The organism is Streptomyces thermocarboxydovorans, assembly GCF_039524635.1.
In the GTDB taxonomy this organism is placed as follows: domain Bacteria; phylum Actinomycetota; class Actinomycetes; order Streptomycetales; family Streptomycetaceae; genus Streptomyces; species Streptomyces thermocarboxydovorans.
Window position 1 is genome coordinate 1 of the sequence record NZ_BAAAGU010000066.1, and the last position, 25632, is coordinate 25632.

At 71.9% G+C, this 25632-nt stretch carries 20 protein-coding genes, 1 pseudogene and 1 riboswitch; of the genes and pseudogenes, 5 read left to right on the forward strand and 16 right to left on the reverse strand.

The annotated features are described in order from the left end of the window. Nucleotides 1-43 precede the first annotated feature (43 nt). The 6 genes from ABD198_RS25800 to eccCa all read right to left on the reverse strand — a co-directional run bounded on the left by ABD198_RS25800 (nt 44) and on the right by eccCa (nt 8563). Nucleotides 44-496 (reverse strand): hypothetical protein, encoded by a 453-nt coding sequence (locus ABD198_RS25800; RefSeq protein WP_344006217.1) that lies wholly within the window; start codon nt 494-496, stop codon nt 44-46. 35 nt (nt 497-531) lie between these two features. Then, nucleotides 532-1047, reverse strand: coding sequence for a hypothetical protein (locus ABD198_RS25805; protein WP_344006219.1), 516 nt, complete (start codon nt 1045-1047; stop codon nt 532-534). 53 nt (nt 1048-1100) lie between these two features. After that, nucleotides 1101-1625, reverse strand: coding sequence for a hypothetical protein (locus ABD198_RS25810; protein ID WP_344006221.1), 525 nt, complete (start codon nt 1623-1625; stop codon nt 1101-1103). Nucleotides 1626-1639: 14 nt separating this feature from the next. Further along, nucleotides 1640-3982: a DUF6571 family protein gene (locus tag ABD198_RS25815; RefSeq protein WP_344006223.1), complete on the reverse strand. Its 2343-nt coding sequence runs from the start codon at nt 3980-3982 to the stop codon at nt 1640-1642. A gap of 18 nt (nt 3983-4000) precedes the next feature. After that, entirely contained in the window at nt 4001-4471 is a 471-nt protein-coding gene (locus ABD198_RS25820; protein WP_344006225.1) for a hypothetical protein, read from the reverse strand. Between the two features lie 99 nt (nt 4472-4570). Next, nucleotides 4571-8563, reverse strand: coding sequence for a type VII secretion protein EccCa (gene eccCa / locus ABD198_RS25825; protein ID WP_344006227.1), 3993 nt, complete (start codon nt 8561-8563; stop codon nt 4571-4573). A 197-nt stretch (nt 8564-8760) separates the two neighbouring features. On the opposite strand from eccCa, the gene eccD reads away from it, so the two are divergent. Further along, a complete protein-coding gene (gene eccD, locus ABD198_RS25830) occupies nt 8761-10305 on the forward strand; it encodes a type VII secretion integral membrane protein EccD (protein WP_425580553.1) in 1545 nt (514 codons plus the stop codon). Between the two features lie 389 nt (nt 10306-10694). Here eccD and ABD198_RS25835 read toward each other — a convergent pair whose 3' ends face one another. After that, nucleotides 10695-11864: a steroid 3-ketoacyl-CoA thiolase gene (locus ABD198_RS25835; protein WP_344006232.1), complete on the reverse strand. Its 1170-nt coding sequence runs from the start codon at nt 11862-11864 to the stop codon at nt 10695-10697. A 269-nt stretch (nt 11865-12133) separates the two neighbouring features. Here ABD198_RS25835 and ABD198_RS25840 point away from each other — a divergent pair. Continuing rightward, nucleotides 12134-12929 (forward strand): annotated as a pseudogene (locus ABD198_RS25840) (cytochrome P450 family protein); the annotation flags it as partial. A gap of 130 nt (nt 12930-13059) precedes the next feature. Here ABD198_RS25840 and ABD198_RS25845 read toward each other — a convergent pair. The 8 genes from ABD198_RS25845 to ABD198_RS25880 form a co-directional block, all read right to left on the reverse strand. Then, on the reverse strand, nt 13060-13470 hold the full coding sequence (locus tag ABD198_RS25845; protein WP_344006234.1) for an aggregation-promoting factor C-terminal-like domain-containing protein: 411 nt from the start codon (nt 13468-13470) through the stop codon (nt 13060-13062). Nucleotides 13471-13732: 262 nt separating this feature from the next. Continuing rightward, complete coding sequence (locus ABD198_RS25850; protein ID WP_344006237.1) at nt 13733-14569, reverse strand: ECF transporter S component; 837 nt, start codon at nt 14567-14569, stop codon at nt 13733-13735. Next, complete coding sequence (locus ABD198_RS25855; RefSeq protein ID WP_344006240.1) at nt 14566-16260, reverse strand: ABC transporter ATP-binding protein; 1695 nt, start codon at nt 16258-16260, stop codon at nt 14566-14568. Before ABD198_RS25855 ends, ABD198_RS25850 begins: the two co-directional genes overlap by 4 nt. Next, nucleotides 16257-17381, reverse strand: coding sequence for an energy-coupling factor transporter transmembrane component T (locus tag ABD198_RS25860; protein ID WP_344006243.1), 1125 nt, complete (start codon nt 17379-17381; stop codon nt 16257-16259). The genes ABD198_RS25855 and ABD198_RS25860 overlap by 4 nt, the downstream gene beginning before the upstream one ends. A 481-nt stretch (nt 17382-17862) precedes the next feature. Further along, nucleotides 17863-18552 (reverse strand): SCO2322 family protein, encoded by a 690-nt coding sequence (locus tag ABD198_RS25865; RefSeq protein ID WP_344006245.1) that lies wholly within the window; start codon nt 18550-18552, stop codon nt 17863-17865. Beyond that, nucleotides 18549-19775: an SCO2321 family membrane protein gene (locus tag ABD198_RS25870; RefSeq protein ID WP_344006247.1), complete on the reverse strand. Its 1227-nt coding sequence runs from the start codon at nt 19773-19775 to the stop codon at nt 18549-18551. Before ABD198_RS25870 ends, ABD198_RS25865 begins: the two co-directional genes overlap by 4 nt. A gap of 120 nt (nt 19776-19895) precedes the next feature. Continuing rightward, nucleotides 19896-20034, reverse strand: a riboswitch (cobalamin riboswitch). A 132-nt stretch (nt 20035-20166) separates the two neighbouring features. Continuing rightward, nucleotides 20167-21135 carry an MBL fold metallo-hydrolase gene (locus ABD198_RS25875; RefSeq protein WP_425580554.1) on the reverse strand — a complete coding sequence of 323 codons (969 nt, stop codon included), beginning with the start codon at nt 21133-21135 and terminating at the stop codon, nt 20167-20169. Further along, entirely contained in the window at nt 21024-21650 is a 627-nt protein-coding gene (locus tag ABD198_RS25880) for a TetR family transcriptional regulator (RefSeq protein ID WP_344006267.1), read from the reverse strand. The genes ABD198_RS25875 and ABD198_RS25880 overlap by 112 nt, the downstream gene beginning before the upstream one ends. A 266-nt stretch (nt 21651-21916) precedes the next feature. Here ABD198_RS25880 and ABD198_RS25885 point away from each other — a divergent pair, with 266 nt between their 5' ends. Genes ABD198_RS25885 through ABD198_RS25895 form a run of 3 tightly spaced genes read left to right on the forward strand, consistent with a single transcriptional unit; the run spans nt 21917 to nt 25229 of the window. Then, on the forward strand, nt 21917-23428 hold the full coding sequence (locus ABD198_RS25885; RefSeq protein ID WP_344006249.1) for a glycosyltransferase family 4 protein: 1512 nt from the start codon (nt 21917-21919) through the stop codon (nt 23426-23428). Beyond that, nucleotides 23422-24156 (forward strand): class I SAM-dependent methyltransferase, encoded by a 735-nt coding sequence (locus ABD198_RS25890; protein ID WP_344006251.1) that lies wholly within the window; start codon nt 23422-23424, stop codon nt 24154-24156. The genes ABD198_RS25885 and ABD198_RS25890 overlap by 7 nt, the downstream gene beginning before the upstream one ends. After that, a complete protein-coding gene (locus tag ABD198_RS25895) occupies nt 24153-25229 on the forward strand; it encodes a prenyltransferase/squalene oxidase repeat-containing protein (RefSeq protein ID WP_344006253.1) in 1077 nt (358 codons plus the stop codon). The genes ABD198_RS25890 and ABD198_RS25895 overlap by 4 nt, the downstream gene beginning before the upstream one ends. 58 nt (nt 25230-25287) lie before the next feature. Here the strand turns inward: ABD198_RS25895 and ABD198_RS25900 are convergent, their stop codons facing one another. Further along, nucleotides 25288-25581, reverse strand: coding sequence for a hypothetical protein (locus tag ABD198_RS25900; protein ID WP_344006255.1), 294 nt, complete (start codon nt 25579-25581; stop codon nt 25288-25290). Between the last annotated feature and the right edge of the window lie 51 nt (nt 25582-25632).

Sequence of the window (25632 nt, forward strand, 5' to 3'; positions counted from 1 at the left end):
TCGCGGGCCTTCCGATATCGTCACACCGCCGTGACCTGCACACTCACGACGTCACCGCGACTTTGCAATCGCCCTGCACGGCTACGACCTCACCCTCGTCGCTGACTCCGGGGCATGGGATGACCGTTACTACGCCGAAATTCCAGGAGGCGTACTTGCCGCCCTTGAAGTAGCGGATTCCCTTCACGTCGTAGGACTCGAAGTAGTCGCGTAGTGTGTATCCGCTCTTCTCCCAGTCGCCCTCACTGACCACGGAGTCGTTCCCGTCGACGTACGTGTGGCAGATCTGGCCTTCCTCGAAGGTGAAGTGGCCGGTGTTCTGTTCCAGTTTGTCGCCGTCGTCGAGCAACTCCTGGAGGATTTCCTTGTCTGCCGGTATCCCGCAGATGTTGTCCGGTACGGGGTAGGAGAGGCCTTCCTTGACGGAGGTGCAGGCGGTGAGGGGAAGTGTGCAGAGCAGGATTGCTGCGAGTGCTCTCCTCGTGGAGGAGGTCATGCGTGCGGTTCTTTCAGGCGCCGTCGCCTGACGCATCAGGATGGGCATCCAAGCTTCTTCTTGTACGCCTCGAAGTAGGGCGGCCCGAGCTTCTCCAGACGTGACTGGGTGTTCTTGTTCCATCTGAGGTCGTTGACCTCAACGACGATTGCGTCACCTTTCTCACTGACACCGGGGCAAGGGATGACTGTCACTACTCCGAAAGTCCAGGAAGCGTACTTGCCGTCTCCGAAGTAGCGGATTCCCTTCACCTTGAGATCCTCAAAAAATTCCCGCAGTGTGAATCCACTCTCCTCCCAGTCGGCGTTACTGACCACGGAGTCGTTCCCGTCGACGTACATGTGGCAGAACTGTCCCTCGGTGATGTCGTCGCCTCCGTCGTCCTGTTTCAACTCGTCCCCCTCGTCGAGCAGCGTTTTGAGGATCTCCTTGTCCGCCGGTATCCCGCAGATGTGGTCCGGGACAGCGTAGGCGGTCCCTTCGCTCGACGTGCTGCAGGCCGTGACCGTCACCGCGATCACGGTGGCAGTGACCAGTTTCTTCAGTTGCAACTCTGTGCTTCTCCGTAGCTGGGGGCGCGCGGCGGACTCTCCGGACCTTTCCTTCAGGACGGGCAGCCGAGCTTCTTCTTGTATGCCTCGAAGTAGGGCGGGCCGAGCTTCTCGAGAAGGGGTTGGGTCTTCTCGTTCCAGCGAAGGTCATTGACGGCTACAGATACGGCATCGCCCTTTTCACTGACTCCGGGGCACGGGATGACTGTTACTACGCCAAAATTCCAGGAGGCGTACTTGCCGCCTCCGAAGTAGCGGATTCCCTTTCTGTCAGAAAATTCGAAGTAGTCGCGTAGCGTGTATCCGCTCTTGCGCCAGTGGGCGTCACTGAGTACCGCTTCGTTCCCGTCGACGTACATGTGACAGATCTGACCCTCTTCGAGGGTGGAGTGGCCGGTGTCCTGTTCCAGTTCGTCGCCGTCGTGGAGTAGGAGTCGCAGTATCTCCTTGTCTGCGGGGATCCCGCAGATGTTGTCCGGTACGGGGTAGGAGGGGCCCTCCTTGGCGGACGTGCAGGCGGTGAGCGGAAGTGTGCACAACAGAAGTGCTGCGAGTGCTGTGCTCCGGGACGGGGTCATGCGGGTAATCCTTCTCACGTGCCGTCTCCTGACGAATTCCACTGGGCGCCGTCGGAATGGCTCACGCCGGCTGCTGTCCGGACGGCTCGGTCGATGGCGTCCATCGTTCTCTGATCGAATCCCTGGTGGCGTTCGAAGAAGCTGGCGACGGCCTGAGACGATGCCAGCGCCGCTGCCTCCCGCCCCTTTGAGTATTCCTTGCCCGCGTCGCGCTCGGCCTCGTTCGTAGTGTCCATCGCGACACTATCCACGACGCTCTCGGTAATGTCCTCGGCGAGCCAGTTGACGGGTGTTCCGACCACGGAGAAGGGGGCCGGGATGGCACCCGTCCCCAGTCCGACGATCCGGTTGACCCACTTCGCGTTGTCGGCGACCGCTTCGTTGTATTCCTTGTTCGAAGCCGTGTGATAGTCGTAGATCGCGTCAGCTCGCGAGTTGCTCATGATGCCCGCGATCGCAGCACCCGGTGCGACAAGATCGCCGACGCGAGAGGCGTCCTCCGCAGTGAGGTTCTTGCCCTCCGTCTTCAGGAACTCATGCACGACTTCTGTGGTGTACGCCTGTTGCGATGCGGTGATGGCGCTGTACGCATCCGGGTCCTGGCCCACGATGCCGAGGAACTTCTGCGCATCCCCATAGCCTAGATCGGCCGGCGCGCCGTTGACCGGGAACGTCTTGCTGTCGGCGCTCTCCAGGTACATCGACCGCTGGAAGTCGCCCATGTAGTCGGCTGCGATGTTGCCCAGGCTGTCCCGGAGGGCGTACAGGGGGCCGGTCTTCTCGTCCTCCAGGTCGCCGTTCATGTTGTGGGTGAGCAGGTCCGGGTTCTTGGCGAACTTCTCCACGATGTCGTGGACCAGCTTCGCCTGTTCCTTGCTGTGCTTGACCGAGGGATCGACCACGTCACTGTCGTACGGGCGGCCTGTCGCGGCGGCCTCGAGAGCGTGGCCCAGGGCGTTGGGGCCGTGGTTGCGGGCCTTGTCCGTCGCTTCGGAGTCAACCAGCATGTTGTGCGCATTCCGGTCGACCGTCCACTCGAAGTCCTTGTCGGTGAAGAGATCGAGGTAGGACTTGAAGTCCGTCTTGGCGCCGGACTTGATCGTGCCGTCCTCGTTGTAGGCGGTCGGCTTCTCGGTGAAGAACTGTTCGGCCGCCTCGGGGCTGTGGCCCAGCGCCTCCAGGACGCTGTGCAGGGGTTCGTTGCCGCTGCCGAGTTTTCCGGACGGGTTGAACCCGTAGCGGTCGGGGCTGCCGGTGGGGCTGTTGTCGATGAAGCGGTGCGGATCCTCCTTGTGCAGCTGGGTGACGTGCTCCGCGATGGGGGTGAGGAACGCGGGATCGTAGTTGCCGTAGCGGAGCAGGCCGCCCAGGACCTGGTAGCCGTAGGGCTTGCTCCACATGCCGGGCTTCCACTCGATCTCCTGGGTGCCCAGCTTGCGGAACTCCGCGCCCCACCACGAGGGGAGGTGCTGCCGGTCCCCGCGGACACTCTGCGGGGTGTAGGGATCGGTGGCGTTGGCCAGGGCGTGGCCCATGTACTTCTGCAGGTCCTGCACTCCGGCCAGGCGGGTGTTGGAGGCGTCGTCGCCGGTGCCGTCAATCGACAGGGCGGCATAGAACTCGAGCGTCTGCCGCGGGCCGCCCAGGCCCTCGAAGAACTCGGTCGCGAACTCGCCGTCCTTCTCCCGCCCGTTGTAGCGCAGCAGCCGGTTGAGTTCCGCGAGTTCGCGGTCGGACATGTTCTCGCGCTTCTTGGCGAGTTCGAGGGCGCGCTCGACCTGGGCGTCGTTGAGGGAGCCGTACTTCGCGTGGCCGGCGTTGTACGGGTCGGTCCCGTGCACCCGCTTGAGCGCCAGCTTGGCGGAGGCGTCGATGTCGCGGGCGTGGGCGACCTTCCGGGTGATGGCGTCGGCGTAGCGCTGCCGCTCCGCCTTCGTGTCGTCCTTGCCGTCCTTGCCGCTCTTGGTGTCGGCGTCCGAACCGGGACGGACGCCCACGCTCACCGTTCCGTCACCCTTGTCCTCGACGGTGTAGCCCTTCTCTTTCGCCTCGGCGGTGAGGGTGCGCACGCCCTTCTGCAGTGCCACGAGCTCGCGGTGGGCGTCGTCCAGGACCTGGAAGATGCTGTTGGCCTCGGTGTGGAGGTCCGCGAACTCCTTGACGGTCTTGTCCACGAACTTCCGGGTGACACCGGCGTTCACGCCTTCCCAGCGAGCCCGGTCGGACTTCTTCTTCAGGCCGTCACGGGCATCGGTCTCGAGCTGCTTGAGGTTGGCGACAGCCTTCTTCCAGTCCGACACCGCGGTGCCCAGCTTGCCGAGGTCGACCTGCATCAGGTCCCTGTAAGTGATGGCCATGCCTGAGCTACCCCCGTGCTACTTGAAGTACTTCTCGAGCTCCGAGACCGGCATCTCGGTGCCGTCGCGCTGCGCGATGACCGCGGCGATCCGGGCGTCGTCGTCGGCGTGCAGCTTCTTGCTGAAGTCCAGATGGTTGGAGATGTGGGCGCAGGCCTGGCGGACGGCCTTCACCTGGCTCTCCCAGACGGACAGGGTCGTCATGAGTTCGTCGCCCATGGTGAAGTGGGAGCTGGACAGTTCCGTCGCCGCCTGATGCGTGGAACCGGCATGGTCGGAGTTCATGCCGGCGCCCGCGATGTCCACCTTCTTGACGAGATCGCCGTGCAGGACGAAGGCGTCGTGCCCCACGGCGCCGAGGTCGTCCTGGCGTGCGACCAGATCGGGCTTGCCGCCGCCTCCCTGGGCCGGCGCCTGGTTCAACTGCATGTGTGCCGGCGGCCGGTCGGCGGCCTGAGCCTTCAGCTGCTCCCACTCGTCCCATGCCATGGATTTCGCCCTTCCTCGGCGTCAGCCGAACTCAGCCGTGCCGCTTGCCTGCCGTGCTGCGGAGCTTGCGCTCGCCAGTAACCACACCCTGCCCCGCCATCAGAAGTCTTCCTCCTCCACCAGCCCCGTCTGCACCAGCGGACGCCCCCGGCGCCGGGAGACGAACACGCCCCGGCCGGGAGGCATCGGGCGGGGGCGGACGCCGCCGAGGACGTCGCCCTCGGTGGGGTCGCCCGCCAGGACCACGCCCTGGGCGCCGAGTTCCTTGATGCGCTGCAGGAACGCCTCGTAGCCGGCCCGGCTGGCGCCGGCGGTGGAGCGGGCGAGGATGAAGCGGACGCCGACGTCGCGGGCGAACGGGAGGAGTTCCGTGATGCCGCTGAGCGGGTTGCCGCTGGAGGTGGCGACCAGGTCGTAGTCGTCGACGACCACGTACACCGCCGGGCCCTGCCACCAGCTGCGCTCGCGCAGCTGCTGGGCGGTGACGTCGGCGGTGGGGGTGCGGCGCTTCATCAGGTCGGCCAGGGCCACCATGTGGTGCTCCATGGCGTTGGACATGGGGATGTACTCGGCGAGGTGGGAGTCGGGGGTCGCGCCCAGCAGGGAGCGGCGGTTGTCCACCACGAAGAGTTTGCACTCGTCGCCGGAGTAGCGGGTGGTGAGCTGCTTGATGAGCAGGCGCAGCAGGTTGGACTTGCCGGACTCGCTCTCGCCGAAGATGAGGAAGAACGGGTCCTGGTCGAAGTCGACGAAGACCGGCTCCAGGTTGTCCTCGTCCAGGGCGAAGGCGATGCCGCGCCTCGGGAAGCGGTCGCCCGGCGGGAGCTGCTCGGCCGGGAGGCGGCGCGGCAGCAGGCGGACCTCGGGGGCGCCGGGGGCGTGCCAGTGGCGGGAGACCTCGGCGGCGAGCGCCGTGGTGGCGTCGGCCAGGTCCGTGTCGGAGGTGAGGCCGTCGATGCGCGGCACGGCCGCCATGAAGTGCAGCTTCTGCGGGGACTGGCCCCGGCCGGGGACGCCGGTCGGGACGTTGGCGGCCACCTTGCGGTCCAGCTCGGAGTCCATGGTGTCGCCGAGCCGCAGCTCGAGCCGGTTGAGCAGGTTGTCCTTGAGCGCGGAGCGGACCTCCATCGAGCGGGACGCCGACAGCACCAGGTGGACGCCGTAGCCGAGGCCGCGGGCGGCGATGTCGAGGATCACCGGGTCGAGCGCCTCGTACTCGGTGCGGAAGTTGGCCCAGCCGTCGATGACCAGGAAGACGTCGCCCCAGGGCTGGTCGGTGACCGAGATCTCGCCGCGGGCCCGCTTGAGGCGGTACTCGGCGATGGAGGAGATGCCGTTGGCCCGGAAGTACTCCTCGCGGCGGTTGAGGACGCCGTAGACCTCCGCGACCGTGCGCCGGACCTTCTCGGGGTCCAGTCGGGAGGCGATGCCGCCGACGTGCGGCAGCCCGGCGACCGCGGACATGCCGCCGCCGCCGAAGTCGAGGCCGTAGAACTGCACCTCGTGCGGGGTGTGGGTGAGGGCGAAGGAGCAGATGAGTGAGCGCAGCAGGACGGACTTGCCGGACTGGGGGCCGCCGAGGATCTGCATGTGGCCGGCGGCGCCGGAGAAGTCCACCCAGAGGGGGTCGCGGCGCTGCTCGTAGGGCTTGTCGACGATGCCGACGGGGACCACCAGCCGGCCGGCGGCCTCGTAGTCGGGCGGGGTCAGGCCGCGGCCCTCCACGGCGGTCAGGCCGGGCAGCAGCGAGTCCAGCGAGGGCGGGCTGTCCAGCGGCGGCAGCCACACCTGGTGGGCCGCCGGGCCCTGGGCCTCCAGCCGGCGCACGATCACATCGAGGACGGTGTCCGCCAGGGCGTCGTCCACGTCACTGGAGCTGGCGCCGGGGGCGCCGGCGGGGGAGGCGGTGCGCTGGTGCGGGATGGGGGCGTAGCGGACGGGGACCTCCGCGGCGGTGAACAGCACCGGACGCCGGTCCACCGGCAGCCGCCCGTCGGCGGACAGATCGCGCTGCGGGCCGGAGCGGTAGACGCCGGAGACGTACGCCGCCTTGAAGCGGACCATCTCGTCGGTGCCGTACTTCAGGAAGCCCGAGCCGGGCACGTTCGGCAGCTCGTAGGCGTCGGGCACGCCGAGGGCCGCCCGGGACTCGGCGGCGGAGAAGGTGCGCAGACCGATCCGGTACGACAGGTAGGTCTCCAGGCCGCGCAGCCGGCCCTCCTCCAGGCGCTGCGAGGCGAGCAGCAGATGCACGCCCAGCGAGCGGCCGATGCGGCCGATCTGCACGAACATGTCGATGAAGTCCGGCTTCGCCGACAGCAGTTCGCTGAACTCGTCGATGACGACGAGCAGGGAGGGGATGGGCTGGAGCGGGGCGCCGGCGGCGCGGGCCTTCTCGTAGTCGTGGATGTTGGCGTAGTTGCCCGCGTCGCGCAGCAGCTCCTGGCGGCGGTTGAGCTCGCCGCGGATGGAGTCGCCCATGCGGTCGACGAGGGTGAGGTCGTCGGCCAGGTTGGTGATGACGGCGGCGACGTGCGGCATCTGGGCCATGCCGGCGAAGGTGGCGCCGCCCTTGAAGTCCGCGAGGACGAAGTTCAGCGTCTCGGAGGAGTGGGTGACGGCGAGGCCCAGCACCAGGGTGCGCAGCAGCTCGGACTTGCCGGAGCCGGTGGCGCCCACGCACAGGCCGTGCGGGCCCATGCCCTCCTGGGCGGCCTCCTTGATGTCGAGCATCACCGGGCGGCCGTCCTCGCCGACGCCGATCGGCACCCGCAGCCGCTCCGCCTGGGAGCGGGGCCGCCAGGTACGGCGGACGTCGACGGAGGCGGCGTCGCCCAGGTTCAGCAGGTCGGTGAACTCCAGGTTCGCCAGCAGCGGTTCGTCGTCGTCCCCGCCGGAGGCCATGCGCAGCGGGGCGAGCTGCCTGGCCAGCGCCTCGGCGGACTCGTACGACAGGGTGTCGGGCGTCCCCTCGTAGACGGCGCCGTGCGCCGACTCCAGGCGCACCGTGCGCGGCTGCACGACGACGGTGAGGTCGCCGTGGGCGCCGGCCGGGTCGCCCTCGACGACCTCGACGACGGTGACGCCCTGGAGGCCCTCGGGGCTCGCCAGCAGGGAGTCGGGCGGCAGGGACACCCCGTCGAGGACCACGACGATGTGCGGAGTCTCGGGCAGCGGCGCGGCATTGGGGTGGAAGCGGGGGCGGCCGGTCAGGCGGGAGGCCAGCAGGTCCTCGATCTCACGGGGGTCGCCGCTGATCAGGCGGCGCGAGCCGGCGCCGTCCGCGACGCCCGGCACCTGCACATGCGGCAGCCACTTGGCCCACTCCCAGTGCGGCAGCGTCTCCCGGCTCGCGGCGACCGCGACGATCAGGTCCTCGGGGGAGTGCAGCGCGGCCAGCGAACCGGTCATCGCGCGGGCGGAGGACCGCACGGACTCCGGCTCGCCGCCGAGGGTGACGTGGTAGAAGGCCCGCAGGGAGACCGCCATCGGCAGGTCGTCCAGGGTGCTGTGCACCGCGACGAACCGCTGCATCGCGCCGGCCGTGAGCGGCTCCAGCTGGTCGACCGGGCCCGTCTCGGGGGCGATCAGGGGCGTGGCCAGGGGCTGCGGGCCGAGCCCGATGCGCACCTGCCCGAAGTCCTCGTCGGCCGGGCGGCGTTCCCATACCCGGCTGCCCTCGGCGACCAGCGCCCACAGCTGCTCCGGCGAGGGGTGGAGGTAGTACTGGGCGTCGCGCTGGGCCTTCGCGGTGCGCTGGGCGGTGCGGCGGGTCTGCGACAGATAGCTCAGGTAGTCGCGGCGCAGATCGGCCAGCTGGCCCTGGTTGCCGCGGCGGAAGCGGATCACCATCGCGATCGACATGGCGATCGTCGAGGCGATCATCACCATGCCCATGATGCGCATGAAGGGCTGCCCGCTGGTGAAGAAGAACACCACCGAGCCGCCCATGCCGAGCGTCGGGAGCAGTTGCATCAGCACGCTCTCGTGCTGATTGCGCGGCAGTTCGGGCGGCGGCTGGATGACGACCTCGCCCGAGGGCACGTCCGGCGGCAGCGCCCGAGGCGGACGCTTCACGACGATCTGGCTCACAGCTGCACCAATCCTCTTGCCGGCCCGCCGAATTCGCCGTCCACCACCCCGTGTCAGGTGGACGAGGGCCGCCGCGCGATCCTACTGATCACATCACACACCCGCGGACGGTAGGGTGCCCGACGGATGTTCGCGTGCGCACAGAACCGGTACGCACACCGACGAACCGAGCGATCGAGGGGGAGCAGCAGGTGAGTATGACGGCCTCCACGGCGGCCACCGGCACCGGGGGCCCGGGCGGCACGGGCGGTCCGGCGGGCAGCGGCGCTCCGGGGCAGCCGGCTCCGGCCGGGGCGGCCACCGGTCTCGGGTTCTGCCGCGTCACCATCGTCGCGCCCGACGCCAGGATCGACGTGGCGCTGCCCGACGACGTGCCGGTCGCCGACCTGCTGCCGGAGATCCTCCGGCTGTCCCGGCAGACCGCCGCCGACGGCGCCCCGGTCGGCTACCACCTGGTCCGCCGGGACGGCGCCGTCCTGGACAGCTCCCGGTCGTTCGCGGCCCAGCGCATTCTCGACGGTGAACTGCTCACCCTGCGCCCCTTCTCGGAGTCGCTGCCGCCGGCCGTCTTCGACGACGTCTCCGAGGCGGTCGCCTCCGCGGTCACCCGGGACCGCTCCCTGTGGAGCGGCGACCTCACCCGCGCCGCGGGCCTCGTGGGCGGCGCGGTGCTGTCGGCGCTGCTCGCGTTCACCGCCTGGAACGCCGACCCGCGCCACGACATGCACAGCCTGCCGGGCATCCTCGCCGGCGTCGCCGGAGCGCTGCTGGTCGTCCTCGCCTGTGTCCGCGCCCGCGTCTACGGCGACCGGGGCGCCGCCGTGGCGCTCGGCCTCGGCGCGCTGCCCAGCGTCGGGGTGGCGGGCTCCGGCCTGCTGTCGCTGTCCGCCGGGCAGGGCATCGGCAAGCTGCAGTTCCTGCTCGCCTGTGCGGCCGTGCTGGTGGCCTCCGTGATCCTCACCCTGTGCTCGCCGCGCGGCGACGGCCCCTTCGTCGCCTGCACGGCCGCCTCGGGCACCGCCCTCGCCGTCACCCTGGCGGCGCTGCTGCTGCGCTGGTCGCCGGCGGAGATCGCCGCCGCGTGCGCCCCCGTCGCCATCGGCGCCCTCGCCTTCCTGCCGGGCCTGTCGGTGCGCTTCGCGCGGCTGCCCATCGGCTTCGAGACGCCGGACACCACCACGCGCAGCACCTACGGCAACGACCCGGAACCGCACCAGCCGGTGGACGCCGGGCGCATCGAGGCACAGGCCCGCCGCGGTCACGAACTCCTCGTCGGCCTGGTCGGAGGCTGTGCGCTGCTCGCGGTCGGCGCGGCCCTGGTGCTGAGCTTCTCGGGCGGCCTGTGGGGCCGGCTGCTGGCCCTGGCCACCGGCATCGCCCTGCTGATGCGGGCCCAGCTCTTCCGCTACACCGCCCAGGTCGCCACGGTGCTGGCCGCGGGGCTCGGCTCGCTCACCGCGCTCGGGCTCGGCCTGGCGCTCGACCCGCCGCACGCCATGATCCGCGACGCGCTGGCGGGGGACCGCGCCGATCTGGACATCCGCACCATCTGGCTGGTCGCCGCCATCGCGCTGGCCGCGGCGCTCATCACCTCCATCGGCCTGGTGGCCTCCCGCAGCGGCCTCACCCCGTTCTGGGGCCGCTTCCTGGAAATCGCCGAGGCCTTCGTACTCCTGACTCTGGTGCCACTGGCCCTCGCGGTCTTCGACGTGTACGCGACGGTGCGCTCTATGACGGGGTGAGCGGCGGTCCGCCCGGCCGGGTGCGGTGGTTGGTGCGGTGCCTGCGGTGCGGGGGTGACAGGTTGTGCGGCCCGCCCCGGAGTGTGGCGCCGACGACGGTAGCCGCGCCGGGGGGATGACGGGACGAGCCGCCCGCGGCTGTGTGCGGCGCCGGTTGCGCCTCGCGCTGACGGCGGCCCCCGCGCCCGCGGGCCGACCCGGAGGGCAGGCCGGCGGACGACAAGTCCCGGGCGGGCAGGTCCCGGACGGACAGGTCCGGGCGGGCAGGTCCCGGACGGACAGGTCCGGGCGGGCAGGTCCCCCGGGCGGGCAGGTCCCGGACGGACAGGCCCGGACGCACAGGTCCCGGACCGACAGGCCCCGGACCGACAGGCCTCGGACCGACAGTCCTACAACCGCTGGATGATCGTCCCCGTGGCCAGGGCGCCGCCTGCGCACATGGTGATGAGGGCGAACTCCTTGTCGGTGCGCTCCAGTTCGTGCAGGGCCGTGGTGATCAGGCGGGCGCCGGTCGCCCCGACGGGGTGGCCGAGGGCGATGGCGCCGCCGTTGACGTTGACCTTCTCCAAGTCCTGGTCGAAGACCTGAGCCCAGCTCAGCACCACCGAGGCGAAGGCCTCGTTGATCTCCACCAGGTCGATGTCGCGGAGCGTCATCCCGGCGCGGCCCAGCACCGCGTGCGTCGCGTCGACCGGGCCGTCGAGGTGGAAGTGGGGGTTCGCACCGACCAGGGCCTGGGCGACGATCCGCGCCCTCGGCTTCAGCTTCAGGGCGCGCGCCATACGCTTGGACGCCCACAGGATCGCCGCCGCCCCGTCCGATATCTGGGAGGAGTTGCCCGCCGTGTGCACGGCCGTCGGCATCACCGGCTTCAGGCGGGCCAGCGCCTCCATGGACGTGTCGCGCAGGCCCTCGTCCCGGTCCACCAGGCGCCACATGCCCTGACCGGCGTGCTGCTCCTCCTCCGTCGTCGGGACCTGGACGGCGAAGGTCTCGCGCTTGAAGCGTTCCTCCGCCCAGGCGGCTGCCGCCCGCTCCTGGGAGAGCAGGCCCAGCCGGTCCACGTGCTCACGGGTCAGGCCCCGGTGGCGTGCGATGCGCTCCGCCGCCTCGAACTGGTTGGGCAGGTCGACGTTCCACTCGTCGGGGAAGGGCCGGCCCGGACCGTGCTTGGACGCCGACCCCAGCGGCACCCGCGACATCGACTCCACGCCGCAGGAGATGCCCACGTCGATCACCCCGGCCGCGATCATGTTCGCGGTCATGTGGGCCGCCTGCTGCGAGGAACCGCACTGCGCGTCGACCGTGGTCGCCGCCGTCTCGTAGGGCAGCCCCATGGTCAGCCAGGCCGTGCGCGCCGGATTCATGGACTGCTCTCCCGCGTGGGTGACCGTGCCGCCGACGATCTGCTCCACGCAGTCGGCGGGGATGCCGGTGCGGCCCAGGAGTTCGCGGTAGGTCTCGCCCAGGAGGTAGGCGGGGTGGAGGTTGGCGAGCGCGCCGCCGCGCCGGCCGATGGGGGTGCGTACGGCTTCGACGATCACGGGTTCCGCGGCCATGGGGGGTCCTCTCCGCAACTCGTACCCGGAACTAGTACGCGTTCTAGTTCTGTTGGCAGTCTGCTGAGTGGGAGGGCGGCGCCGCAAGGGTCGTGCAGTCGCTGAGGCCGCGATCCGCGAGGAAAAGTGCCCGCAATTGGGCGGGCTTTCCGTCTTGCGGGTTGTAGAACTCGTTACTACGGTTCCTCCCGACTCCGCATCTGATGAACCGTCACCGACCGCACCGACCACCGTCTGCCGGCCCCCCGACGCTGCTGGAGTGACGTCCCATGCCCTGCCCAGCGCTGCCCGACGGATTCGACTTCACCGACCCCGACGTACTGCACCGCCGTGTGCCCCTGCCCGAGTTCGCCGAGCTGCGCCGGACCGAGCCGGTGTGCTGGATCCCCCAGCCGCCCGGCACGGCCGGCTACGGCGACGCAGGGTACTGGGCGGTGACCCGGCACGCCGACGTCAAGTACGTGTCCACGCATCCCGAGTTGTTCTCCTCGTACCTGAACACGGCGATCATCCGCTTCAACCAGGACATCGACCGGGACGCGATCGACGCCCAGCGCCTGATCATGCTCAACATGGACCCGCCGGAGCACACCCGGGTGCGGCAGATCGTGCAGCGCGGGTTCACACCGCGGGCGATCCGGGCGCTGGAGGAGCGGCTGCGGGCGCGGGCGGAGGCGATCGTGGCGGCGGCGGGGGCGCACCCGGGGCCGTTCGACTTCGTCACCGAGGTCGCCTGCGAGCTGCCGCTGCAGGCGATCGCGGAGCTGATCGGCGTGCCGCAGGAGGACCGGGGCAAGACCTTCGACTGGTCCAACAAGATGGTCGCCTACGACGATCCGGAGTACGCCATCACCGCCGAGGTCGGCGCGGAGTCGGCCGCGGAGATCATCGCCTACGCGATGAACATGGCCGCCGAGCGGAAACGGTGCCCGGCGCGGGACATCGTCACCCGGCTGGTGGCGGCCGAGGACGAGGGGAACCTCAGCAGCGACGAGTTCGGCTTCTTCGTGCTGCTGCTGGCGGTCGCGGGCAACGAGACCACGCGCAACGCCATCACGCACGTGATCCTTCCTCACCTGGCCCACGACAGCACACGCCGGAACCGGGTCCCCCGAAGGGCGGTGGCATGGCGAAGGCGGCGCCCCCGGGGATCTGGGGGGCGCCGCCTTCGGTATCAGGGGGTGCTGGGAGTGGCTCAGTACCAGTTGTTGGCCTGCCAGAACTCCCACGCCTCGCACGGGCTGCCGTAGCGCTCGTTCATGTAGTTCAGACCCCACTTGATCTGCGTGGCGGGGTTGGTCTTCCAGTCCGAGCCGGCCGAGGCCATCTTCGAGGCCGGCAGCGCCTGAACCAGCCCGTACGCACCGCTGGAGGCGTTGGTGGCGGTCGGGTTCCAGCCGCTCTCGTGCTCGACGATCTTCGAAAAGCACTGGAACTGCGCCGAGTTGCCGATCATCTTCTTGGCGGTCGCCTGGGCCGAGCCGGAGCCGGCGGCCTGGGCGGGAGCGGCGGCGATCAGGGTGCCGCAGGTGACGGCGGCCAGGGCGGTACCGGCCAGAGCCTTCTTGGGGGCGGAGATCGTACGGAGGAAGGAAGCGGCGGACACAGGCGGCCTTTCGGTCGGGAGCATGACAGTCGCTTTCTGCCGTTGCCGTACGGGAGTTGCCGCTGCGGCGGGGGCATGGGGCGGCGCCGTGGCCCTGGTGGGCACAGCGGCGCCTGGCGACGTCGTCCACAGAAGCAGACGGGCGGATGTGTCCGCAAAGGTCGCTTTTACTAGCGTGCGTCGCATGTGGGCCGGGATGGGGGCGGTAGGCCGCTCCCGGGCGGGGATCGCGGCTACGGCCCTGCCTCGTAGGTGACCCACGTCATGTGGGGTGCTTCACCTCGGCGGGGTCCCGGAATGTGACGGGGGCCTCGAACGCGGCCCGCCGGGTGGCTCTGCGTAGTGCCTTCAGTACGGGTCTGCCGAGCATCAGGGTCAGCACGACTGTGATCACGGCCCGGCCGAGGTCCCAGCCGAGGGAGGTCGCCAGGCAGTAGGCGGTGAAGCGGGCCAGATTGCCGGCCGGCGAGGCGTCCGGGTCGAAGGCGATGCCCGAGGCCAGCGCCGACATGAAGGGCCAGCCCGCCATGTTCATCACCGTGCCGTAGGCGAAGGCCGCCAGGAAGCCGTACGCAGCGAGCAGCCACAGCTCGGGGCGCCCGCGCAGGCGGTCCGGGCCCGGCAGCAGGCCGGCGCCCATGGTGAACCAGCCCATCGCCAGCATCTGGAACGGCAGCCAGGGCCCCACCCCGCCGGTGAGCAGCGCGGAGGCGAACATGGTGATCGCGCCGAGGACGAAGCCGAAGCCAGGCCCGAGGACCCGGCCGCTGAGCACCATGAGGAAGAACATCGGCTCCAGGCCGGCCGTGCCCGCTCCGATCGGCCGCAGCGCGGCTCCCGTCGCGGCCAGCACGCCGAGCATCGCCACCGCCTTCGGGCCGAGACCCGACTCGGAGATCGTCGCCGCCACCACCGCGACCAGCAGCACCAGCAGGCCCGCGAAGAGCCAGGGCGCGTCCTGCGCGTGCGCGGTCAGCGCGGAGGCGGGCGGCGCGAGGAACGGCCAGCCGAAGGCGACCACGCCCACCGCGCTCACCAGGGCGAGGGCGGCGAGCGAGCGCGGGCCGAGACGGACGGCCCGGGCCTGCCGGACGGTCATCGAAGGGCCTCCCGTGCCAGCGCCTTGCGTACCTGGCCCACCGTGAGCCAGCACTGCGGGGCGAGGATCTTGGCGACCTGCGGGGCGAACGACGGTGACGCGGTGACCACCTCCGCCGCCGGGCCGTCCGCGATCACCTCGCCCTCGGCGATCAGCACGACCCGGTCGGCGAGTTCCGCGGCCAGCTCCACGTCATGGGTGGCCAGCACGATGGCGTGACCCTCCGTGGCCAGTCCGCGCAGGAGCGTGACCAGGCGGGCCTTGGCCGCGTAGTCGAGGCCGCGGGTCGGCTCGTCCAGCAGGAGCAGCGGAGGGCGGGCGGTGAGGACCACCGCGAGGGCGAGGGTCAGGCGCTGGCCCTCGGAGAGGTCCCGTGGGTGGGTGGCGTCGTCGATCCCCGGCAGCAGCTCGGACAGCAGCGCCCGGCAGGTGCCGGGCTCCGCGTCCGCGTCCCGGTCGGCGGCGGCGCACTCGGCGGCCACCGTGTCGGAGTACAGCAGATCGCGCGGCTCCTGCGGGACCAGGCCGACGCGGCGCACCAGATCGCGCGGGCGGGTCTGGTGCGGGACGGCGCCCGCGGTGCGGACCGAGCCGGCGGACGGGGCGACCAGCCCCACCAGCGCGCTCAGCAGGGTCGACTTCCCGGCGCCGTTGCGGCCCATCAGGGCGACGGTCTCGCCGGGTGCGACGGTGAGGTCGATGTGGCGCAGGGCCTGCACGCGACCCCGGCGGACGTCGAGCGAGCACACCTCGGCGACGGGTGATCCGGATGCGCGGGCGCCGGTCCGTGACCCGGGGGTGCCGCGGCGGAACAGGCCCCGGCGGGCGGAGGGCGCCGGCGTCTGCGGGGCGGTCTCGCGCGGCGGCTGCTGCCGGCCGGCGAGGCGTTCGCGGAGCGGGGCCGCTCGGCGGCGGGCGTCGCGGACCGTCAGCGGCAGCGGGGACCAGCCGGCAAGGCGGCCGAGCTCCACCACCGGAGGGCAGACGGGGGAGACCGCCATCACCTCCTGCGGCGTGCCCAGCAGCGGCGGCTCGCCCGGAGCGGGCAGCAGGACGACCTGGTCGGCGTACTGGATCACCCGCTCCAGCCGGTGCTCGGCCATGAGGACCGTCGTACCGAGGTCGTGGACCAGGCGCTGCAGGACGGCGAGGACCTCCTCGGCCGCGGCCGGGTCGAGGGCGGAGGTCGGCTCGTCGAGCACCAGCACCCGGGGGTGCGGGGTGAGGACCGAGCCGATGGCGACGCGCTGCTGCTGGCCGCCGGAGAGCGTGGCGAGGGGACGGTCGCGCAGCCCGGCCAGGCCCAGCAGGTCCAGGGTCTCCTCGACCCGGCGCCGCATCACGTCGGGCGGCAGGCCCAGCGACTCCATGCCGTAGGCGAGTTCGTCCTCCACGGTGTCCGTGACGAAGTGGGAGAGCGGGTCCTGGCCCACCGTGCCGACCACGTCGGCGAGTTCGCGCGGCTTGTGGGTGCGGGTGTCACGGCCGGCGACGGTGACCCTGCCGTGCAGGGTGCCGCCGGTGAAGTGCGGGACCAGGCCGCTGACCGCGCCCAGCACGGTCGACTTGCCGACGCCGGACGGCCCGGCCAGCAGTACGAGTTCCCCCTCGGGGACCTCGAAGTCGACGCCCCGGACGGTGGGTTCGTCCGCCCCGTCGTAGGTCACCGACACGTTCTCGAAGCGGATCACGACGGCTCCTCGCGGCTGTCCTGGTGAGGTGCGGGGGCGATGAAGGCGGGCAGCAGGCCGATCAGCACGGCCGCCGCCGGCCACAGCGGAAGCGTCGGGGCGACCAGCGGGACCACACCGGGGTGCAGGGCAGCCGGATCGCGGACGGCGGCCAGCGCCGTCACGGCCGCGACGGCGGCGCCGGAGGCGGCGACCAGCCAGGCGCGCGCGTCCCAGCGGTCCGGGCGGTACCGGGTGCGCAGCGAGCGTCGGCCGCCCAGCCTCAGCCCCGCCAGCGCGGCGGCGAGTCCGCCGAGCAGCAGGGGCACGCCGTAGCCGGCGCCCGCCGCGGAGAGCAGACCGTACGTCCCCGCGCAGACGCCGAGCAGACCGCCGAGGGTGAGGGCGGCGGTGGTCCGGCGGACTGCCGGCGGGACCTGCGCGGTGCGGCCGTAGCCGCGGGCGTCCATGGCGGCGGCGAGCGCCACGGAGCGTTCCAGCGCGCCCTCCAGCACGGGCAGGGCCACCTGCGCCAGGCCCCGAAGTCCCTTGTCCGGGCGGCCCCGCAGGCGTCGGGCGGCGCGCAGCCGCTGGACGTCGGCGATGAGATGCGGCGCGAAGGTGAGCGCCACGACCACGGCCACGCCCATCTCGTAGAGCGCGCCGGGCAGGGACTTCAGCAGCCGGGAGGGGTTCGCCAGGGAGTTCGCGGCGCCCACGCAGACCAGCAGGGCGGCGAGCCGGAGGCCGTCGTAGAGCGCGAAGGTGAGCGCCTCGGCGGTGACCTTGCCGCCGAGGCGGATGCCCTGCGCCCAGTCGGGCAGCGGGACTTCGGGCAGGGCGAGGATCACATGCGTGCCGGGGATCGGCGAGCCGAGGACGGTCGCGAACACGAGGCGGACGAGGAGGACGGCGAGCGCCAGCTTGACGAACACCCCGTAGGAGCGGGCCCAGGGCGCGTCGGGGCGGCGGGTGGCCACGACGTACGCGGAGACGGCGATGAGGAGGCCCAGCAGGAGCGGGTTGGTGGTGCGGGTGGCCGCGGTGCCGAGGGCCAGCGACCACAGCCACCAGGCGCCGGGGTGCAGCGCGTCCGGCCGGCCGCGGCAGGCTGCGGGCGTGCCCGCCCGCGCCGGGCTCATCCCCGCGTTGGCCTGTGCCGGGCCGGTCTCTGTGTCGGCCTGTGCCGGGCCGGTCTCTGTGTCGGCCTGTGCCGGGTCGGTCTCTGTGTCGGCCTGTGCCGGGCCCGTCTCTGTGTCCGCCTGTGCCGGGCCCGTCTCTGTGTCGGCCTGTGCCGGGTCGGTCTCTGTGTCGGCCTGTGCCGGGCCGGTCCCTGTGTCCGCCTGCGCCGGGCCCGTCTCTGTGTCGGCCTGTGCCGGGTCGGTCTCTGTGTCGGCCTGTGCCGGGCCGGTCCCTGTGTCCGCCTGCGCCGGGCCCGTCTCCGCGTCCGCCCGTGCCGGGGCCGTCCCTGTGTCCGCTTGCGCCGGGCCGGTCCCCGCCTCCGCCCGCGCCGGACCGGTCCCCGCGCTCTCACCGGGGGACTTGACCGGCTCGCCGCTCGCGGAGGTGCCCCGGAGGCCCTCGCGGCGTCCGGCGAGGGGCGAGGGCCCGCCGCGGGGCGTGCTATCGGCCATGCCTGCGTCGGGCCTGCCAGAGGGCGGCACCGGCCAGCAGCACCACGACCGCGGCGCCGCCGATCAGCCCCAGCGAAGGCCCGCCGTCCGAGGCGGACTTCTCCTTCTCCCCGGACTGCTCCGGGGACTGCTCCCGGGCAAGCTCCTCGTCCGCCGTGGCGTTGTCCGGAGCCTTGCCGGACACCTGCTCCCCGCAGCCCTTCGCCGGGTAGCCGGCGATCGCGCACAGCATCGCCTTGGCGTCGTAGCGCAGGGGTTCGGCGACGGCCGCCAGCGCGTCGGAGGTCGTCGCGTCCTCGGGGACCCGGGCGCAGGCCGTGCGGTTGGCGGGCGGACGCTCGCCCGACGGGGCGTCGGCCCGCGTGCCGAAGTCGAGGACCAGGGCCACGCGCTTGGTGCCGTCCTTCGGCGGGGTCTTGGCGCAGATGGTGCCGAAGTCGGCGGTGCCGCGCGGCTTCGCCGCGTCGCCGGAGTCCTCGCTGACGGAGAAGCGGAAGCCCTGGACATCGCCGTCGTAGGGGCGGGCGGTGGACGGGCCCTGGGTGGCGTACGTCCACTGCTCGCCCTCGCGCTCCCAGAACGACCAGTAGCGGTACCCGGCGGCCTGCGCCTGACCGGCTCCCGCCAGCACCGGCAGGAGAAGCGCGGCCAGGAACAGCACGAGCGTTCTGCGGATCACGGCTGCTGCCTCTTCCTGCGGCCGCTGAACAGGAAGCCGATGCCGACAACGGCGACCAGGCACACGCCGACGTACCACCAGACGCCGAAGCCGGAGTCCGAGCCGGATTCCGCGTCGGAGGCGGCGGCCTTCTGCTTCCCCTTCTCGTTCTCCTTCTCGGCGGCGGGGCCGGTCGCGGCCAGCTTCTTCACCAGGTCCGTCCCGCCGAAGGCGCGCGGGTCGGCGCCGGTGGCGTGGGCGGCGAGGATCAGCTGGGCGTAGGCGGCGGGGCCGCTCTGCGCCGCCCAGCCGGCGGCGTTCTTCTCCAGCCAGGCCAGGGACTTCTTCGCCGGCTCCATCGCGCCCAGCGCGGCGAGGGCGACCACCGCGTCCGCGGTGTTGCCGTGGTCGGGCTGCTCGGAGCCGCCCAGCGAGGAGACCAGATGGCCGTCCTTGGCCAGCTCGTCCTTCAGGTACGCCCCGCCGTTCACCGCGGCCTGCTCGGGACCGCCGGCCTTCTCGCAGGCGGGCTCAGGAGTGCCCTTCTTCGCGGGCTCGACCACCAGGCCCTTGCCGAGCAGGCCGAGCACGCCCGCCGCCGTGGCGTCGGCGTTGGCGATCAGCTTGCCCTTCTTGTCCGGCTGGAAGGCGAACGCGCCCGCCCCGTCGCCCTCGCAGGGCAGCGCCAGCTTCAGCAGGGCGTCGTAGGGGGACTTGCCGCCCTTCGTCACCTCGGCCGGCTTCTCGCCCGTGGCGGCGAGCGCACCGATGACGACGGAGGTGGAGTTGGCGTCGCTCGGGCCGCCCGCGGTGTAGCCCCAGCCGCCGTCCTTGTTCTGTATGGACTTCAGCCAGTCGACGGCCTTGCCGGTCGCCTTGTCGTGCCCGCCGAGCGCGGCCAGGGCCTGGACGGCGGCGGCCGTCTGGTTGGTGTCGACGGGGGTCTTGGCGTCGCAGGCGCGCGAGGTGTCGGCGCGGTACGGGGCGAAGGAGCCGTCGGCGCACTGCTGGCCGGTCAGCCAGTCCACGGCCGCCTTCGGCGGTTTCACGCCGGCCGCGTCCTGGGCGAGCAGCGCCAGCGACTGGCGCCAGACCCCGTCGTACTGCGGGTCGCCGTCGCCGTACAGGGCGGCGGGGAGGGCCTTGGACGGCTCGGGGGACGGGGACGAGTCGGCGGCGGCCGGGGTGGCGGCGCCGATCACGGCGACGGCGGCCAGGACCGCGGCGCAGCGGCGGACGTTCATGATCGGCGGGTGCCTCTCTCCCTTGATGCCGGTGCAGGGGGCGGGCGGCAGGGGAGACCCCGGCGGCTCGGCCCCGTATACCTCGACGGTGCCGTGCTCCGGCGGACTGCCGGGCACGAGAGCCGGTCACGATCCGTGCGGGGCATTCCGGCTGACCGTCCTCCGGGGACGGATCACGGTTGCGGGTCAGCGCCGGAATCGCACCGGCTTCCCCCCGTACGGCGTGAAGCGACGCCGCCACTTTACCCGCACGTGGTCAGGGGGCCGGGTGGGGTGGCTCACCTCACGATCCCGTGCGGTCCGGGTCACACGGCTCGTCTCGCGCGGTCCGGGTCACGCGGCTCGTCCCACACACACTCGGGCCAATGTCGCCAACTCCCGGCATTCCAGGTCATACCGCCGCGTAGGTCACCGGGCCGCTGCCCGGGACCGCCTCCGCCCGGCCGAGCATCACCAGGTGGCGCAGATGGGACTCGGCCTCCGCGACGGCGATGGTGCGGGAGGGGTGCGGGATGTCGTCCCAGGGGCGGTTCCAGGTCATGCGCTCCGCCAGCTGCCAGGGGGTGAGCGGGGTGGCGAGCAGGGCCAGCAGGCCGGTGAGGCGGCTGGCGTGGTGGGCGAGCAGGGCGGCGACGCGGGCGGGGGCGTCGGTGAAGGGGTACTGGTGGGCGGGGAGGATCTCGGCGGGGGTGAGACGGGAGACGCGTTCCAGGGAGTCGAGGTAGTCGCCGAGGGGATCGGTCGGGGTGGTGTCGTCGGGGTCCTCGTAGAGGCCGATGTGCGGGGTGATGCCGGGCAGCAGATGGTCGCCGGAGAAGAGGCGGCCGTTGCCCGGGAGCCGGGCCGGGTGCTCCTCCTCCAGGTGCAGGCAGACGTGACCGGGGGTGTGGCCCGGCGTCCACACGGCGCGCAGCCGGCGGCCCGGCAGGTCGAGCAGTTCGCCGGGGACGATCTCGCGGTCGGGGAGCGCGGGGGAGAGGGCGGGGAGGGTGCCGCGGGCCAGGGCCGCGCGCAGCGGCGCCAGATGGCTCTCGGGGGCGCCGGCGGCGGCGAGCCGGTCGGCCATGTAGGCGAGCCAGCGCTCGTTTGGCCGCCGCCCGCGGGTCGTCCGACTGCGGGCCGTTCCCTCGCGGGCGCCCACGCGCCGTTCGGTTGCGTGCCGTCCGTCTGTGCGCCGTCGGGGCCGCCGCCCACGCGCCGCCCGTGCGCCGTCGGGCTGCGTACCGTCCGGCCGCCGCCCGGCGCCCGCTACCGTCGCTCGTCCGGCAGGTCGATCAGGCGGCACACCGTCTCGATGTCGATCTTGACCTGGGCAATGGAGGCACGCCCCGACAGCCAGGTGATCAGCGCCGAGTGCCAGGTGTGCTCGATCACGCGGACCGCGGACAGCTGGTCGGGCGTGGGGTCCTCCTCCAGGCCCATCGCGTCCAGGATGATCGCCGTGGTCTGCCGGGAGACCTGGTCGACCTCCGGGCTCACACTGCGGTCGGCGAAGGTCAGCGCGCGCACCATCGCATCCGCCAGATGCGGCTCGCGCTGCAGCGCCCGGAACGCCCGCATCAGCGTCTCCGCCACCCGCTCGGCCGCCGTCTCACCGGCCGGCGGCTTCTTCCGCAGCGTGCCGTGCATGTGCTCCAGCTGGTCCTGCATGGTGGCCACCAGCAGATGGATCTTGGACGGGAAGTAGCGGTACAGGGTGCCGAGGGCCACCTGGGAGGACTCCGCCACCTCCCGCATCTGCACCGCGTCGAACCCGCCCCGGCTGGCCAGTTGCGCGGTCGCGTGCAGGATGCGGCGCCGGCGTGCCTCCTGCCGCTCGGTGAGCGGCGAGGCCGGAGAGGTACGTGCGGTGCCGGCTTCCGACTTGATCACTATGTCCACCTTGCCCGTCCTGCCTGCTGTGCCCGTCTTGCCCTGGCCGGTCCCCGCGGGCGCGGGCCCGCTTCGTGACCCTCGGTGAGGGTGAGTGATCGGACAGCATGGCACGCCGTCCGCCGTGGCGTGAATCACCTGATCCACTGCTCACAGCACCCCTACCTGCCGGTAGATTCGAGTTCTCTGAACGATCAACTCTGAAACTTGTTCTAGGTTAGCGTCCCGTCGTAGTCTCGCGGGACAGTGCAGGGAGAAGGGGGCCCAGGGTGACCGCTGAGGCCAGTCAGGCCGGGCCCTTCGTGGGCCCTGCCGCCGACGGCTTGCGACCGCTGCGCATCGCACTCCTCACCTACAAAGGAAACCCGTTCTGCGGCGGGCAGGGCGTCTACGTACGCCATCTCTCCCGCGAACTCGCCCGCCTCGGGCACCGCGTGGAGGTCATCGGCGCCCAGCCCTACCCGGTCCTCGACGAGGGCTACGACGGGCTGAGCCTGACCGAGCTGCCGAGCCTGGACCTCTACCGCCAGCCGGATCCTTTCCGCACCCCGAAGCGGGACGAGTACCGCGACTGGATCGACGCCCTCGAGGTCGGCACCATGTGGACCGGCGGCTTCCCCGAGCCGCTCACCTTCTCGCTGCGCGCCCGCCGCCATCTGCGGGCCCGACGCGGCGACTTCGACGTCGTCCACGACAACCAGACCCTCGGCTACGGCCTCCTCGGCGACCTCGGCGCGCCGCTGGTCACCACGATCCACCATCCCATCACCGTCGACCGGCAGCTGGAGCTGGACGCCGCCGAGACCTGGCAGCGGCGCTGCTCGGTGCGCCGCTGGTACGCCTTCACCCGCATGCAGAAGCGGGTCGCGCGGCGGCTGCCGTCCGTGCTCACCGTCTCCGGCACCTCCCGCCGGGAGATCGTCGACCACCTCGGCGTGCGGCCCGAGCGCATCCACGTCGTGCACATCGGCGCCGACACCGACCTGTTCTCGCCGGACCCGTCCGTGCCCGTCATACCCGGCCGGATCGTCACCACCTCCAGCGCCGACGTCCCGCTCAAGGGGCTGGTGTTCCTCGTCGAGGCGCTGGCCAAGGTGCGCACCGAGCAGCCCGACGCCCATCTCGTCGTCGTCGGCAAGCGGCCCGCCGAGGGCCCCGTCGCACAGGCCATCGAGCGGTACGGGCTCGAGGGCGCCGTCGAGTTCGTCAAGGGCATCTCCGACGCCGAACTGGTGGACCTGGTGCGCTCGGCGCAGGTCGCCTGCGTCCCCTCCCTCTACGAGGGCTTCTCGCTGCCCGCCGCCGAGGCCATGGCCACCGGCACCCCGCTGCTCGCCACCACCGGCGGCGCCATCCCCGAGGTCGCCGGACGCGACGGCGAGACCTGCCTGGCCGTGCCGCCCGGCGACGCCGGAGCGCTGGCCGCCGGACTCAACCGGCTGCTGGCGGACGAGGAACTGCGCCGGAGGCTGGGCGCGGCCGGCCGCGAGCGGGTGCTGCGCCACTTCACCTGGGCGCGGGCAGCGGAAGGCACCGTGGCCCGCTACCGCGAGGCCATCGACGCCGCGCCGCCCGGACGCCCCGCGCGCCTCAGCCGTACTGCGCCCTCCGGAAGGGCCGCCCGCCCCGCCGCCCCGCTCGCCGCGCCCGGTGCGGCGCACGTGCCGGCAGCCGGCTCCGCCGCCCCGATCGGCACGCCCGCGGCCGGCTCCGCCGCCCCCGACGCCACCCCCACGGAAGAGTCCGCAACCTCTCACCCCGAAAGCAGGGCCACGTGCTGACCGTCGACTTCTCCCGGTTCCCGCTCGCCCCCGGCGACCGTGTCCTGGACCTCGGCTGTGGAGCCGGCCGGCACGCCTTCGAGTGCTACCGGCGCGGCGCACGCGTCGTGGCGCTCGACCGGAACGGGGACGAGATCCGCGAGGTCGCCAAGTGGTTCGCGGCGATGAAGGAGGCCGGCGAGGCCCCCGCGGGCGCCAGCGCCACCGCCATGGAGGGCGACGCACTCACGCTGCCCTTCCCCGACGAGTCCTTCGACGTCGTGATCATCTCCGAGGTGATGGAGCACATCCCGGACGACAAGGGCGTCCTCGCCGAGATGGTCCGCGTCCTCAAGCCGGGCGGCCGCATCGCCATCACCGTGCCCCGCTACGGCCCCGAGAAGGTCTGCTGGGCGCTGTCCGACGCCTACCACGAGGTCGAGGGCGGCCACATCCGCATCTACAAGGCGGACGAACTGCTCGCCAAGATCCGCGAGGCCGGCCTCAGGCCGTACGGCACGCACCACGCGCACGCGCTGCACTCCCCGTACTGGTGGCTCAAGTGCGCCTTCGGCGTGGACAACGACAAGGCGCTGCCCGTGCGGGCGTACCACAAGCTGCTGGTCTGGGACATCGTGAAGAAGCCGCTGGCCACCCGGATCGCCGAGCAGGCGCTCAACCCGCTCATCGGCAAGAGCTTCGTGGCATACGCGACCAAGCCGCACCTTCCCCCGGTGGACGCCGCGTGACCACGCCCCGGACCGAACACCTGGTGCTGCCCGGGGTGCTGACCGCCGGGCAGGCCGCCGCGACCGTGCGCGGCATCCTCCGGCTGCAGCGCGCGGACGGCGCCATCCCCTGGTTCCGGGGCCACCACCTCGACCCGTGGGACCACGTCGAGGCCGCCATGGCGCTGGACGCGGCGGGCGAGCACGAGGCCGCCGAGCGGGCCTACCTCTGGCTGGCCCGGCACCAGCAGCCCGACGGCTCCTGGTACGCCGCCTACGCCGACGGCGACCCCTGCGACATCACCGACCGGGGCCGGGAGACCAACTTCGTCGCCTATGTCGCCGTAGGCGTGTGGCACCACTACCTCTCCACCGGCGACGACACCTTCCTCGACCGCATGTGGCCCGTGGTGTACGCGGCGGTCGAGTTCGTGCTGCGGCTCCAGCAGCCCGGCGGGCAGATCGGCTGGCGGCGCGACGACGACGGCACCGCCACCACCGACGCGCTGCTCACCGGCTCGTCCTCGATCCACCACGCGCTGCGCTGCGCCCTCGCCATCGCCGAGCAGCGCGAGGAGCCGCAGCCCGACTGGGAGCTGGCCGCGGGCGCGCTGCGGCACGCGATACGGCGTCACCCGGAGCGGTTCCTGGACAAGGACCGCTACTCGATGGACTGGTACTACCCGGTGCTGGGCGGCGCGCTCACCGGCGCGGAGGCCAAGGCGCGCATCGAGGAGGGCTGGGACCGCTTCGTGGTGCCCGGCCTCGGGGTGCGCTGCGTGGTGCCCAACCCGTGGGTGACCGGCGGCGAGTCGGCCGAACTCGCCCTGGCCCTGTGGGCGATGGGCGAGTCCGACCGCGCGCTGGAGATCCTCCGCTCCATCCAGCACCTGCGGGACGCGGCGAGCGGCCTGTACTGGACGGGGTACGTCTTCGAGGACGACGCCGTCTGGCCGGAGGAACTCACCACCTGGACCGCCGGCTCGGTGCTGCTCGCGGTCGCCGCGCTGGGCGGCCACGAGGCCACCTGCCAGGTCTTCGGCGGGGAACGCCTGCCGTGGGGCCTGGACGCGGACTGCTGCGCCGAGGACTGACGGACGGACAGACGGGCCCGGCGCAGCGCCCGCCGTCGGGGCTCACCGCCTGCGCGGCTCAGTGCCGGCGCAGGCGGTTCGCGATCGCGTGGCCGATGAACAGGTAGACGGCCGCCGCGAGGCCGTAGCCGGCGACCACCCTGGCCCAGGCCTCGTCGAAGGTGAACAGGTCACGGGACCAGCCGGCCAGCCAGTTGGCCGCGTCATGGACGAACTGCACCAGTTCGTTGCCGCGGTTGGCGTCCAGCAGGTACATCAGAATCCACAGTCCGAGGATGACGGCCATGATGTCCGCGATCACCGCGACGACCGTCCCCGCAGAGGTGGAACCAGTGCGATATCGGGGAGACATGCTTTCCGTCTGGCCGCGAATCGCCGGGTGAAACCCGCGGCGGCCGCGCGT

Excerpts from the sequence above, each read along its gene's own strand:
- ABD198_RS25860 (WP_344006243.1), bottom strand. The coding sequence starts at position 17,381 with ATGAGCCCGGCGCGGGCGGGCACGCCCGCAGCCTGCCGCGGCCGGCCG.
- ABD198_RS25810 (WP_344006221.1), bottom strand. The coding sequence starts at position 1,625 with ATGACCCCGTCCCGGAGCACAGCACTCGCAGCACTTCTGTTGTGCACA.
- ABD198_RS25820 (WP_344006225.1), bottom strand. The coding sequence starts at position 4,471 with ATGGCATGGGACGAGTGGGAGCAGCTGAAGGCTCAGGCCGCCGACCGG.
- eccD (WP_425580553.1), top strand. The coding sequence starts at position 8,761 with ATGACGGCCTCCACGGCGGCCACCGGCACCGGGGGCCCGGGCGGCACG.
- ABD198_RS25815 (WP_344006223.1), bottom strand. The coding sequence starts at position 3,982 with ATGGCCATCACTTACAGGGACCTGATGCAGGTCGACCTCGGCAAGCTG.
- ABD198_RS25870 (WP_344006247.1), bottom strand. The coding sequence starts at position 19,775 with ATGAACGTCCGCCGCTGCGCCGCGGTCCTGGCCGCCGTCGCCGTGATC.
- ABD198_RS25800 (WP_344006217.1), bottom strand. The coding sequence starts at position 496 with ATGACCTCCTCCACGAGGAGAGCACTCGCAGCAATCCTGCTCTGCACA.
- ABD198_RS25900 (WP_344006255.1), bottom strand. The coding sequence starts at position 25,581 with ATGTCTCCCCGATATCGCACTGGTTCCACCTCTGCGGGGACGGTCGTC.
- ABD198_RS25850 (WP_344006237.1), bottom strand. The coding sequence starts at position 14,569 with ATGACCGTCCGGCAGGCCCGGGCCGTCCGTCTCGGCCCGCGCTCGCTC.
- ABD198_RS25835 (WP_344006232.1), bottom strand. The coding sequence starts at position 11,864 with ATGGCCGCGGAACCCGTGATCGTCGAAGCCGTACGCACCCCCATCGGC.